The sequence below is a fragment of the Bacteroides sp. 224 genome (genome assembly GCF_010500995.1).
Classification (GTDB): domain Bacteria; phylum Bacteroidota; class Bacteroidia; order Bacteroidales; family Bacteroidaceae; genus Bacteroides.
The window spans coordinates 1-12,654 of the sequence record NZ_QVMK01000020.1; the positions used below are offsets into that span (position 1 = coordinate 1).

General features: G+C 38.7%; 14 protein-coding genes. 10 read left to right on the plus strand and 4 right to left on the minus strand.

Translation table 11 applies throughout. The features are described 5' to 3' along the window. Positions 1 to 260 precede the first annotated feature (260 nt). The gene (locus D0T60_RS10825) at positions 261 to 902 is read right to left on the minus strand and encodes a helix-turn-helix domain-containing protein (protein WP_163218205.1); all 642 of its coding nucleotides are present in this window, start codon (positions 900 to 902) and stop codon (positions 261 to 263) included. Between D0T60_RS10825 and D0T60_RS18945 the strand changes: the two genes are divergently transcribed. Further along, a complete protein-coding gene (locus D0T60_RS18945; protein WP_255491670.1) occupies positions 901 to 1,032 on the plus strand; it encodes a hypothetical protein in 132 nt (43 codons plus the stop codon). The two genes, D0T60_RS10825 and D0T60_RS18945, sit on opposite strands and share 2 nt — an antisense overlap. A gap of 19 nt (positions 1,033 to 1,051) precedes the next feature. Continuing rightward, positions 1,052 to 1,228, plus strand: coding sequence for a histone H1 (locus tag D0T60_RS10830; RefSeq protein WP_163218206.1), 177 nt, complete (start codon positions 1,052 to 1,054; stop codon positions 1,226 to 1,228). A 58-nt stretch (positions 1,229 to 1,286) separates the two neighbouring features. Here the strand turns inward: D0T60_RS10830 and D0T60_RS10835 are convergent, their stop codons facing one another. Both D0T60_RS10835 and kbl read right to left on the minus strand, forming a co-directional pair. After that, entirely contained in the window at positions 1,287 to 1,691 is a 405-nt protein-coding gene (locus D0T60_RS10835; protein ID WP_163218207.1) for a DUF2721 domain-containing protein, read from the minus strand. An 11-nt stretch (positions 1,692 to 1,702) separates the two neighbouring features. Continuing rightward, entirely contained in the window at positions 1,703 to 2,890 is a 1,188-nt protein-coding gene (gene kbl, locus D0T60_RS10840; RefSeq protein WP_163218208.1) for a glycine C-acetyltransferase, read from the minus strand. 128 nt (positions 2,891 to 3,018) lie between these two features. Here kbl and D0T60_RS10845 point away from each other — a divergent pair, with 128 nt between their 5' ends. The 4 genes from D0T60_RS10845 (at position 3,019) to D0T60_RS10860 (ending at position 7,203) form a co-directional block, all read left to right on the plus strand. Continuing rightward, positions 3,019 to 3,888 (plus strand): DUF4348 domain-containing protein, encoded by an 870-nt coding sequence (locus D0T60_RS10845; protein ID WP_163218209.1) that lies wholly within the window; start codon positions 3,019 to 3,021, stop codon positions 3,886 to 3,888. A 19-nt stretch (positions 3,889 to 3,907) separates the two neighbouring features. Then, positions 3,908 to 4,918, plus strand: coding sequence for a UDP-N-acetylmuramate dehydrogenase (gene murB, locus D0T60_RS10850; RefSeq protein WP_163218210.1), 1,011 nt, complete (start codon positions 3,908 to 3,910; stop codon positions 4,916 to 4,918). Then, positions 4,919 to 5,680: an MBL fold metallo-hydrolase gene (locus D0T60_RS10855; RefSeq protein WP_163218211.1), complete on the plus strand. Its 762-nt coding sequence runs from the start codon at positions 4,919 to 4,921 to the stop codon at positions 5,678 to 5,680. A gap of 77 nt (positions 5,681 to 5,757) precedes the next feature. Next, positions 5,758 to 7,203 carry a DUF3352 domain-containing protein gene (locus D0T60_RS10860; protein ID WP_163218212.1) on the plus strand — a complete coding sequence of 482 codons (1,446 nt, stop codon included), beginning with the start codon at positions 5,758 to 5,760 and terminating at the stop codon, positions 7,201 to 7,203. A 57-nt stretch (positions 7,204 to 7,260) separates the two neighbouring features. On the opposite strand, the gene D0T60_RS10865 is transcribed toward D0T60_RS10860, so the two are convergent. Beyond that, the gene (locus D0T60_RS10865; protein ID WP_163218213.1) at positions 7,261 to 7,644 is read right to left on the minus strand and encodes a DUF3127 domain-containing protein; all 384 of its coding nucleotides are present in this window, start codon (positions 7,642 to 7,644) and stop codon (positions 7,261 to 7,263) included. 114 nt (positions 7,645 to 7,758) lie between these two features. On the opposite strand from D0T60_RS10865, the gene dnaN reads away from it, so the two are divergent. The 4 genes from dnaN (at position 7,759) to recN (ending at position 12,630) form a co-directional block, all read left to right on the plus strand. Then, a complete protein-coding gene (dnaN, locus tag D0T60_RS10870) occupies positions 7,759 to 8,883 on the plus strand; it encodes a DNA polymerase III subunit beta (RefSeq protein ID WP_163218214.1) in 1,125 nt (374 codons plus the stop codon). A gap of 100 nt (positions 8,884 to 8,983) precedes the next feature. Next, complete coding sequence (locus D0T60_RS10875) at positions 8,984 to 9,757, plus strand: 3'-5' exonuclease (RefSeq protein ID WP_163218215.1); 774 nt, start codon at positions 8,984 to 8,986, stop codon at positions 9,755 to 9,757. 10 nt (positions 9,758 to 9,767) lie between these two features. Beyond that, a complete protein-coding gene (coaBC, locus tag D0T60_RS10880) occupies positions 9,768 to 10,961 on the plus strand; it encodes a bifunctional phosphopantothenoylcysteine decarboxylase/phosphopantothenate--cysteine ligase CoaBC (RefSeq protein ID WP_163218216.1) in 1,194 nt (397 codons plus the stop codon). A gap of 10 nt (positions 10,962 to 10,971) precedes the next feature. Next, positions 10,972 to 12,630 carry a DNA repair protein RecN gene (recN, locus tag D0T60_RS10885; protein WP_163218217.1) on the plus strand — a complete coding sequence of 553 codons (1,659 nt, stop codon included), beginning with the start codon at positions 10,972 to 10,974 and terminating at the stop codon, positions 12,628 to 12,630. Positions 12,631 to 12,654 lie beyond the last annotated feature (24 nt).

Genomic DNA, 12,654 nt, shown 5'->3' on the forward strand with positions numbered 1-12,654 from the left:
TGAAAAAGGTCAACCTAGTTTATAACTAAGTATAAACCGAGGCAACCAATTCTATTAATAAGACTGAAAGTAGTCAACTAAAAACGTTAACATACAGCTGAAGCTAACTCTTACCGGCTTGAGTATTTATTCTTAAGCCTTTGAGTATTTATTCTCAAGCCCTTAAGTATTTGTTCTCAAGCCGTTGAGAAAATATTCTCAAGCTGCTGAGAAAAATGAGAATCGAGTATGAATAATCCAAGCTAATGCTGAGTATGGTTTTACTTTAGTTTGAACAAGAATTTATGATCCTTAAACACCATTTCAACAATATCAAAACGAATAAATTTGGCAAGCAAATGTTCGGCGGCTCTGCGAGATATTCCGGCTTTTCTGCAATACTTGTTCAGTGAGAGTGGAATTTCTGCTTCTAATAATTTAAGTAATAACTGTTCTCGTTCGGTAAAAGTAATCAGTTCTCCATTCGAACTCTTATCCTGTTGCCATATACGCAAGTGAACCGGAGTGGCTAATATATTCTCATCTTTTATACGTACATAAGCCAGTAGTTTTCCTTCCTCATTCTTTGCATATATGGGTTTGCTTTTTTTACTTTCGATTTGCACAAGAAGTACTTGTTTCCCTTCTACCCGGTATGTGTAAGATGAATAATCTACTTGGGGAGAACAATACATTTGAGCAGCAGCTTCAATCATATATATTTCCTCTTCGGAACGCACTCCCGCTATTTTTCCGTTGTCTTTTACTCCAATTAATAATCGGCCTCCATCTGTGTTTGCAAAAGCAGAAATCGTTCTCGCTATTTTCCTTGCATCTGAAATTTCGAATTTGAAATCTTGCTTTTGATGTTCACCTTCTGCAATCAATAAATGTATATAATCGGTGTTCGTAAGCTCTTTCATGGCGACAAAAGTAGATAAAAAAGTGAAAAAAGTTGCTTTATTCGGCTATTTCCAATTTTTTGAAGAAAAAAATGAGCGTTTTTTTATGCGTATTTCAGGAAAGAGTGTATTTTTGCCGCATCATTATTAACTCTAATAATAAAATCATCATGAAAGAACTAGTTGAGAAAGTAAATGAATTAGCTGCTGCTTTTAATAAAGACGCAAGTGCTCAGATTGAAAATGGTAACAAAGCTGCCGGTACTCGTGCTCGTAAAGCTTCATTGGATATCGAAAAATTGATGAAAGAATTTAGAAAAGCATCTTTGGAAGCTTCTAAGAAGTAAGCAACTATTCAAAATGAAATTAAAAGAAAGCCGATTCCTTCTGGAACCGGCTTTCTTGCTATTTGTTGATTTTATTTTCTAAATTACCGAGGTAAATGTCGAGGGCTTTGGTCGATATTTGTATTTCCCAAATGGAAAGCCCCAAAGAAGCAATAAGAAGAACAAGTGCCACTCCGAATATATAAACAGATAACAACTGTAACCCTATATATATGAAGAACATGGTAACTACGCATAAAAACAAACTGCCTATTCCTAAAACCTGCATGGTACGGGTTAAATAAAGTCGTTGCCGCAGGTTCATTATTTGCGCCATGTTAATATCAGAAGGATCCTGCACATATCTGTCTTTTAACGAGCGTACAAGTTGGGCATACGACAGAAACCGATTGGTGTACGCCAACAATATAAGAGATACTGCCGAGAACAGTAGCGCAGGTGTGGTGAGGGTTAGTTCTTCCATCACATTTCTTTTTATTTAATTACATTCAATTCTTTACCTACTTTAATAAAGGCTTCAATACATTGATCCAGGTGGCTCCTTTCATGTCCGGCAGAGAGTTGAACACGTATACGAGCTTCTCCTTTAGGCACTACCGGGTAGTAGAAACCGGTGACGTATATTCCTTCCTCTTGCATTTTAGCAGCAAATTCCTGCGATAATTTGGCATCATATAACATAACTGCACAGATGGCACTTTGAGTTGGTTTAATGTCAAATCCGGCGGCAAGCATTTTATCCTTGAAATAAGTTACATTTTCTACCAACTTATCATGAAGCTCACTGCTTTCTTTCAGCATACGGAATACTTCGATACTTGCACCTATAATTCCGGGAGCTAAAGAATTAGAGAATAGATAAGGACGGCTTCGCTGGCGTAGCAAGTCAATAATTTCTTTGCGCCCGGTGGTGAAACCTCCTAAAGCTCCTCCGAATGCTTTACCAAGTGTTCCGGTGTATATATCTACACGGCTGTAGGTATCATATAATTCACTAACTCCATGTCCGGTTTTTCCTACAACGCCGGCAGAGTGTGATTCGTCCACCATTACCAATGCATCGTATTTTTCGGCTAAGTCGCAGATTTTATCCATAGGAGCCACATTGCCATCCATAGAGAATACACCATCTGTTACAACAATGCGGAAACGTTGAGATTGTGCTTCTTGCAAACACTTTTCGAGTTCCTCCATGTTTGCGTTGGCATATCTGTATCGTTTGGCTTTACAAAGGCGTACACCGTCAATAATGGAAGCGTGGTTTAATGAATCGGAGATAATGGCATCTTCTTCGCTGAAAAGTGGTTCGAATACTCCACCATTTGCATCAAAACAAGCTGCGTATAAGATGGTGTCTTCGGTTTTGAAGTAATCGGAAATAGCTGCTTCCAGTTCTTTATGAATATCTTGTGTTCCGCAGATGAAACGTACGGATGACATACCATACCCTCTTTTATCCATCATTTTTTGCGAAGCCTCAATAAGACGGGGGTGGTTAGAGAGTCCCAGATAATTATTAGCACAAAAGTTAAGTACTTTTTTTCCTTTTACAGTGATGGCTGCTTGTTGGGGGCTTTCTATTAATCTTTCTTCTTTATATAAGCCTGCTTCTTTAATTTCTGTAAGCGTATTGCTTAGAAATTCTTTCATTTTACCATACATAGTGACTATTTGTTTTAAAGTTATGGTGCAAAGGACATTATTTTTATCGGAATAAACAATATCTTTTAGCTGTTAAACCGAAAAAAAAATGCTTAACTTTGCTCCCCTAAAGTTTATGATGTAATTAAATGCGCAAATTACTTCTGATTATATTTGCTGTTCTTTTTTGTGTAGCTTGCGAAAACAAGAAAAAGAACCAACCAACCTCTGTTGAACCTGTTGTAGAGACAATACTTAATGTCGATACAGGCTCGGTGGCAGGTGTTGCAAATGTTGATTCAGCAGAAGAAGTTATACCTGCAGAGGAAATCCTGCCGCCTGTCAATGAGTATTTCGATGATTTTATTTTCTCTTTTGCGCAGGATACTGTATTACAAAAAAAACGCGTTATATTTCCTCTTCCTTATTATAAAGAAGATACTCCGCTTAAAGTGGAAGTTTCAGAATGGAGTCATGATAGTCTTTTTCTTTCAGAAAACTATTATACCATTTTGCTGGACGAAGAGGAGGAGCTTGATCTCTTGGGAGATACATCAGTGAATTCCGCTCAGGTAGAATGGATGTTTCTGAAAGACTTCTCCACAAAGAAATACTATTTCGAGAAAATAGATGGCAGATGGATGCTCGAGGCAGTAAACCAGCATGCTGTTATCAATGAAAAAAGAAATAAATTCCTTGAGTTCTATCGGCAATTTGCGGCAGATAGTGCTTTTCAGGTAAAGCATATCTGTGATCCGCTTGCTTTCGTTACTACCGATCCGGATGATGATTTTGCAGTTCTGGAAACCTCTCTTGATATAAACCAATGGTTTGCCTTTAAACCCGAGTTGCCCCAGGAATGGTTGACTAATATTAGCTATGGTCAGGAAGATAAAGACGAATCATCCACTAAAATAGTGCAACTGAAAGGGGTGGGGAATGGGTTTATCAATACTTTCTTCTTCCGCAAAAAGAACGGAAAATGGGAGTTGTATAAATTTGAGGATTTTGGGAATTAACGAATAAAGAAACAACATCATGATACGTGAATACGAAAATTACTCACTACTCTCGCATAATACCTTTGGAATAGACATAAAAGCCGCCCATTTTATAGAATATGATTCTGTAGAAGAGTTGCAGCAAATCATACATAAAGGTACAGTAAAAGAACCCTATATACACATTGGTGGCGGTAGCAATTTACTTTTTACCAAAGATTATGAAGGGCTTGTTCTACATTCCTGCATCAAAGAAATAACTAAGATTGAAGAAACAGAAGATACTGTAACCCTAAGAGTTGGTTCCGGAATTGTATGGGATGATTTTGTAGCATGCTGTGTAGAAAACGAATGGTATGGAGCCGAAAATCTTTCTAATATTCCGGGAGAAGTAGGAGCAAGTGCTGTTCAAAATGTAGGAGCGTATGGTGTAGAAGCCAAAGATATAATTAAAGAGGTAGAACTACTCTCTGTAAAAGGAGAAAAAGCTGTCTTTTCTGCTTCTGATTGTCAATTCAGTTATCGTCACAGTATATTTAAGAAACCCGAAATGAAGGGATGGTTTGTAACCCGTATCTCTTTTATATTAAATAAGAAGCCGGTTTATAAATTAGAATACGGAGCAATTCGCGAAGAATTAAAGAAGTATCCGGAAGTAACTTTGGCAGCCGTTCGCAAAGCTATCTTTGCTATTCGTTCTGCTAAATTGCCCGATCCTGCTGTGTTAGGTAATGCCGGCAGCTTTTTTATGAATCCGATGGTAGATAGGAATAAATTTGAAGAATTGAAGGAAATATATCCGCAGATGCCATTTTATGAAGTAGATTCTCATACCATAAAGATTCCCGCAGCCTGGATGATTGAACAATGCGGTTGGAAAGGAAAAGCATTGGGTCCGGTAGCTATGTACGAGAAGCAAGCGTTGGTATTGGTAAACAGGGGAGGAGCCTCCGGAGAGGATGTGATATCCTTATCCAATGCTGTACGTGCATCTGTCAGAGAAAAGTTTGGCGTTGATATTAATCCAGAAGTTAAGTTCGTTTCTTAAATGAAAATTAAAATATTAGGCAGTGGAACTTCAACCGGAGTTCCGGAAATAGGTTGTACTTGTCCGGTTTGTACCTCTGACAATCCTTACGACAAACGATTGCGTGCATCAGCTTTGATTCAAACAGATGATGTAACTTTATTAATGGATTGTGGACCCGATTTCAGGGAGCAGATGCTTCATACTCCTTTCGGTAAAATAGATGCTGTTTTAGTTACCCACGAACATTACGACCATGTGGGAGGATTGGATGATTTGCGTCCCTTTTGTCGGTTTGGCGAAGTACCCATATATGCCGAAGGGTATACAGCTGACGCTCTTCGTCTTCGTATGCCTTACTGCTTTGCAGAAAATAAATATCCGGGCGTGCCCGATATCTCTTTATTCGAACTAACTGTAAATCAACCTTTCCGGGTGAATCAAACTGAGATTATTCCTTTTCGTGTGATGCATGGAAAGCTTCCCATTGTAGGATATCGTATAGGTAATATAGCCTATATCACAGATATGTTGACTATGCCGGAGGAATCTTTTGATTTATTGAAAGATTTGGATGTACTTATCCTGAATGCGCTTCGTATAGAATCTCATATATCTCATCAAACATTGGGAGATGCTTTGTGTAATGCAGAGCGTATAGGAGCAGCAAAAACGTACCTGATACACATGAGTCATCATATAGGGTTGCATATTGATGTAGATAAGATTCTCCCTCAAAATGTATCTCTTACTTATGATGGATTAGAAATTGTTTGCAATTAAATGAAATAATTGCGGTAAAATTCACTTTTATTTGCAGAATTTATTATTTTTGCACTAAAAGGTGAAAGGGATAATTTATGAAACTTCGTTTAATACTAAGAACCGCAGTTATAACTTGTGTCATGCTCCTATGTGTGGGGTTTGTGGCATCTTGGTATTTTGAAATAAATGATACGGAAAAAAGCGAAGATTTTGACCTTTATACCCTTGTTCCGCCCACTGCTTTAGCAGTGATAGATACAGATGATGTGGTTCAGTTGATGCAAGGAATCAATGAATTACAGTGTAGTAAAGATGGGCATTTTTTATATTTCTCTCAAATGTTCAGTCACCTCAAAGCACATATTAATACCTTATTAGATGAAACACCTCATGGGCTAAGCAGGCAAATGAGTAAAATGCTTATCAGCTTTCATGAACCTGATAATATGAATAATCAGGTATTTTATTCAAGGTTGGGAAGTGGAGATCGCGATTTTATTGATCGGTTTATACAAAAGCATTGTGCCAGCATGTTTACGGCTAAACAATTTGAATATAAAGGAGAAGAAATCAAGATCTATCCATTGGTTGATGATTCTTTTCTGGCTTGTTATTTTGGACCGGGATATATGGCTTTGAGTTCCGAAAAACGATTGATAGAAGAAGTGATAGATGCTTTGGTAGATAAAAGATCAATTCTGAATGATTCGGCATTTCAGCAAGTGCGTTCCTCAAACCGTGGAGCTGTGCTTCCTGCCAATATTTATATGAAAGCCGATTCGATATTCGACACCTGGACGGAGTTCAGTACACAGATGAATACGCATGCCTTGTATTTTTCGGGAGTGAGTTATGAAGCCGATAAAACCGATACATGCCATTCTTTTACGAATAAGCTTCGCTATCAGACACCTGTAGAAAGGTTTCCCGGAGATATACTCCCGGCTTCTACTTTTCTGTTTAGTAAACGTTCTGCTTCTGATTTGCAGCCACTCTTTGATTTTATACCCACCGAATCATCTTTAGTAACCTGTTTTTTTCATGCGGAAGATTCTGTAGAAAAACCCAGTGTGATTGTGTCTATACCAGTGAAAGATGAAATGAATGCCCGTCGGTCATTTTCCGCTTTAATGGCTACGGCTCCCGAGCGTATAAATAATACTTTTGTTACTCTTACCGGGGTGACTTCTTTGGCTTCTTCGGTTTGCAGTGAATTTTATGACGGCAGATTAATTATGGCAGCCGATAGTATAAGTTTGAACTCTTATATGTCTGCTATGGAGAAAGGCGATATTATGGTAGATCATAATCCACTGTATCAGGAAAGTACTTCTTCTTTATCCCATTCTTATAATTTTATTATGATGGCAGATTTGGAAGATGTTTTTTCTCAACCGGCTGAATATATGCAATTTATGCCTGAGTTCTTTTTTCGGCACAAAGAGTTCTTCCGACACTTTTTATTATCTACTCAGATTATCTGTACAGATGGTGTGATCTATCCCAATATTGTGCTTATATATAAAGGAGTAAGGGAATAAAAAAAGGTATAACTCTATTAGCTATACCTTTATATATGCAATCTTTTTTATTTCAAATTAGAAAGGAAGATCATCTTTAACATCGCCCGGAGTAAATTCCGGAGCCGCTGTTGGGAATGGAGGAGGAACAGGAGCACCTTGAGCCGGAGCACCCATTGTAGCACCTGCAGCTACACGCTCTACTTTCCATGCCCGGATACTGTTAAACCATCTGTCGTTCCATTGGCGGGCATCAATATCAAAAGAAACGTTTAGTTCTTCACCCATTTGAATGTTGAACTGTTCTATTTTTTCAGCGCCAAACACCTCGAAACACATTTTCTTGGGGTATTGGTCGTGGTTTTCGATTACATATTCCTGAGCTTTCCACTCGTTTCCGGTGGCTTTGGCAACTCCGCTTTTCGGAGTAAGTACTGCGATTATTTTTCCGCTAAAATCCATGTTCTGTAATTTTTGTTATTGTGGGGCGAAGTTACAATTATTTTTGTAACTTTGTCCGCATCCGACATATAAAAATGTGGGGTGGAGGATTAAAATTTTAAAAACTAAAAATATATGAAGTTTATTGTTTCGAGTACAGCACTATTCAGTCATCTGCAGGCTGTAAGCCGCGTTATCAATTCAAAAAACACACTACCTATTTTAGATTGTTTCCTTTTTGATCTCGAAAATAGCAGGTTGTCAATTACCGTATCCGATACGGAAACAACAATGGTTACTGCTGTTGAAGTGAGCGAAAGTGATACAAACGGACGGTTTGCTGTGGTAGCCAAAACATTATTGGATGCATTGAAAGAAATACCCGAACAACCCATTACTTTTGAAATAGATCTTCAGACATTGGCTATTACTGTGAAGTATCAGAATGGTCAGTATAGTTTGATGGGACAAAATGCAGATGAATATCCAACACCGGCTGTATTAAAAGAAGATGCAGTACGTTTGGAAATGGAAGCAAGCATTATGCTCAGCGGAATTAACCGTGCTTTATTTGCAACGGCCGATGATGAACTACGCCCGGTAATGAATGGAGTTTATTTCGATATTACTACTGAGGATATTACTATGGTGGCTTCGGATGGTCATAAATTAGTGCGTTGCAAAACGCTGGCTGCCAAAGGAAGTGAACGTGCAGCGTTTATTCTGCCTAAAAAACCGGCCAATATGCTGAAAAGTTTATTGCCCAAAGAACACGGACAGGTGACCATTGAGTTTGACGAAAGAAATGCCGTATTTACTATGGAAAGATATCGCATGGTTTGTCGTTTAATCGAAGGACGCTATCCAAACTATAATTCTGTAATTCCGCAAAATAACCCTCATAAAGTAACTGTCGACCGTCAGATGTTGATCGGTGCTTTGCGTCGTGTATCTATATTCTCTTCTCAATCAAGCAGTTTGATAAAGTTAAAGATGGATGAGAACCTGATTGTTGTATCTGCACAAGATATCGACTTTTCTACATCGGCCGAGGAAACACAAGTATGCCAATATGCAGGAACTCCTATGAGCATTGGGTTTAAATCGACTTTCCTTATTGACATATTAAATAATATATCATCAGAAGAAATTATTATAGAATTGGCCGATCCGTCTCGCGCAGGAGTAATTCTTCCGGTTACACAGGAAGAAAACGAAGATATCCTGATGCTGCTGATGCCAATGATGCTGAATGATTAATTAGTTGAGAGTTGAAAGTTGAGAGTTGAGAGTTAACGATGCCGTATGGAATCACTCTCAACTCTCAACTCTCAACTCTCAACTCTCAACTCTTATTCCAATGAAGCTTAATCTGAAAAATCCTCTTGTCTTTTTTGATCTTGAAACCACAGGCATAAATATCAATACCGATCGTATTGTAGAAATTAGCTACCTGAAAGTATATCCTAATGGTAATGAAGAATCTAAAACCATGCGTATTAATCCGGAAATGCATATCCCGGAAGAATCTTCGTTAATACATGGCATCTATGATGAGGATGTGAAAGATTGTCCGACATTTAAGGAAGTAGCCAAAAATGTAGCTAAAGATATTGAAGGAAGTGACCTTGCCGGTTTTAATTCCAATCGTTTTGATATTCCGGTATTGGCCGAAGAGTTTTTGCGTGCAGGAGTAGATATTGATATGACTCGTCGTAAGTTTATCGATGTACAGGTAATTTTCCATAAAATGGAGCAACGTACGCTTTCTGCTGCTTATAAGTTTTATTGCAATAAATGTCTGGAAGATGCTCATACAGCAGAGGCAGATACACGTGCTACTTATGAAGTGTTGAAATCTCAACTCGATCGTTATCCCGAAGACTTACAAAACGATATGGCTTTTCTTGCTGAATTTTCGAGCTTCAATAAAAACGTGGATTTTGCCGGACGCATGATCTATGATGATAACGGCGTGGAAATCTTTAATTTTGGAAAATACAAAGGAATGCCGGTAGCAGAGGTATTAAAGAAAGACCAAGGTTATTATGGCTGGATGATGGGCAATGATTTTACACTGAACACCAAAGCCATGCTAACAAAAATACGTTTGAGAGAGCTTACCGGTAAATAAAATATTTACTATGTTAAAAGGGAAAAAGATCGTATTGGGCATTACCGGCAGTATTGCTGCTTATAAAGCTTGTTACATTATACGTGGATTAATTAAAAAAGGAGCCGAAGTACAAGTTGTTATTACCCCTGCCGGGAAAGAATTTATTACTCCTATTACTTTATCGGCACTTACAAGCAAACCGGTTATCAGTGAGTTTTTTGCTCAACGAGACGGTACATGGAATAGCCATGTAGACCTTGGCCTTTGGGCAGATATTATGTTGATTGCTCCGGCTACTGCCGCCACTATTGGTAAGATGGCAAATGGAGTGGCAGATAATATGCTGATAACTACCTACCTTTCGGCCAAAGCACCTGTGTTTGTGGCACCGGCTATGGACCTGGATATGTTTGCCCATCCGGCTACACAAAAGAATTTAGATATACTTCGTTCGTATGGTAATCATATTATAGAGCCTGCATCGGGAGAACTTGCCAGCCATCTGGTAGGTAAAGGACGAATGGAAGAACCCGAAAACATCATTCAGGTACTTGAACAGTTTTTTGCAAACTACGGAGATTTATCTGGCAAGAAGATCATGATAACAGCAGGACCTACCTACGAGAAAATAGATCCGGTACGTTTTATCGGTAACTATTCTTCCGGGAAAATGGGATTTGCTCTTGCCGAGGAATGTGCGAAACGTGGAGCCGAGGTAACATTGATCTGTGGCCCGGTGAAACAACCGATTTCTCATACCCATATTCGGCGAATTGATGTAGAATCGGCAACAGAAATGTACGAAGCCTCTATAGAGAATTATCCTTCGATGGATGCAGCAATCCTTTGCGCTGCTGTGGCAGACTTTACTCCGGAAACAGTAGCCGATAAGAAAGTAAAACGTGGCGAAGACGATTTAGTGATCAGATTAAAACCTACTCACGACATTGCCGCCGCTTTGGGAAAAATGAAAAAGGAGAATCAGTTATTAGTGGGTTTTGCCCTCGAAACTAATGATGAAACTCAAAATGCCCAGAGCAAATTGATACGTAAGAATCTCGATTTTATTGTTCTTAACTCCTTGAATGATGAAGGAGCAGGTTTTCGTCATGATACCAATAAGATTACCATTATTGATCATGACGGACATACCGGGTATGAGTTAAAGCCCAAAGCAGAAGTTGCTAAAGATATTATTGATTATCTATTGAAACTCTTTTAAAAGAATTTCCATGTTACGTTCGTTATATATACAAAACTACGCTCTTATTGAGAAATTAGATATTCGTTTTGAAACAGGTTTTTCTGTGATTACAGGCGAAACAGGTGCGGGTAAATCTATTATTTTAGGAGCCATTGGGCTTTTGTTAGGTCAGCGTGCCGATGTAAAGGCTATTCGCCAGGGTGCACCTAAATGTATTATTGAAGCACGTTTTGATGTCTCCGAATATCAAATGCAATCACTCTTTGCCGAAAATGAGTTGGAATATGAAGATGAATGCATCTTACGCAGAGAAGTATACGCTTCCGGTAAAAGTCGTGCATTCATTAATGATACTCCTGTATCCTTGGTTCAGATGAAGGAATTGGGTGAGCAATTAATTGATGTTCATTCTCAGCATCAAAACTTATTGCTGAATAAAGAAGACTATCAATTGGGGGTACTCGATGTGTTGGCCTTTAATAACGAACAACTGAGCGTTTACCAAAAGGTGTACGCAGAGTGGAAGAGCATTGAAAAAGAGGTCAAAGAACTGATTGAAAAAGCATCTCAAAGTAAAACAGATGAAGATTATATTCGTTTTCAGTTAGAGCAACTGGAAGAAGCCAAACTTAAAGCAGGAGAACAGGAAGAACTGGAACAGGAAGCAGAAACCTTATCGCATGCGGAAGAAATAAAGGTAGGTCTATATAAAGTAGATCAGACTTTATACTCAGATGAGGGTGGTGTAATCTCCATGTTAAAAGATAGTTTGAATGTTTTGCAGGGAGTTCAAAAAGTATATTCACCTGCCGGGGAGTTATCAGAACGTATGGAATCTGTTTACATCGAACTGAAAGACATTGCGCAGGAGTTGGCTGGCAGAATGGAAGCGATAGAGTTTAATCCAAATCGTTTGGATGAAGTCAATGAACGTCTTAATCTGATTTACTCTCTTCAACAAAAGCACAAGGTGCAAACTGTGGAAGAATTAATAGGAATTGCTACTGATTATAGTTCCCGTTTAGCCGCCATTACTTCTTATGACGAGCAAATATCTCAATTAAACATTCAAAAAGATAAAATATATCAGGAGGTAAAGAAACACGCCGATCTATTAACCAAAAAACGAACGAAAGCCGCTCGTGAGATGGAGAAACAAATGGTGAATCACTTGATTCCATTAGGAATGCCCAATATTCGCTTTGCAGTTGAAATGGCAAAACGCAAAGAGCCCGGAATGTTTGGTGAGGATACGGTGAACTTCTTATTTTCCGCCAACAAAAACGGAGCCTTACAACCTATATCATCTGTCGCATCGGGTGGTGAAATAGCCCGTGTGATGCTTTCTCTAAAAGCCATGATTGCAGGAGCCGTAAAACTACCTACTATCGTATTTGATGAAATCGACACAGGGGTATCCGGTGAGATTGCAGATCGTATGGCGGATATTATGCAGGAAATGGGCGAACAAAACCGTCAGGTGATAAGTATAACACACTTACCACAAATTGCTGCTCGCGGACGCGCTCATTATCTGGTTTACAAACAAGATAATGATACGGAAACCAATAGCCATATCCGCCGATTGAATGATGAAGAAAGAGTGGCGGAAGTTGCTCACATGTTGAGTGGAGCCAAACTGACGGAAGCAGCATTGAATAATGCAAGGGAGCTGTTGGGCTTCTAATATTCCGATAACTTACCATCAAAT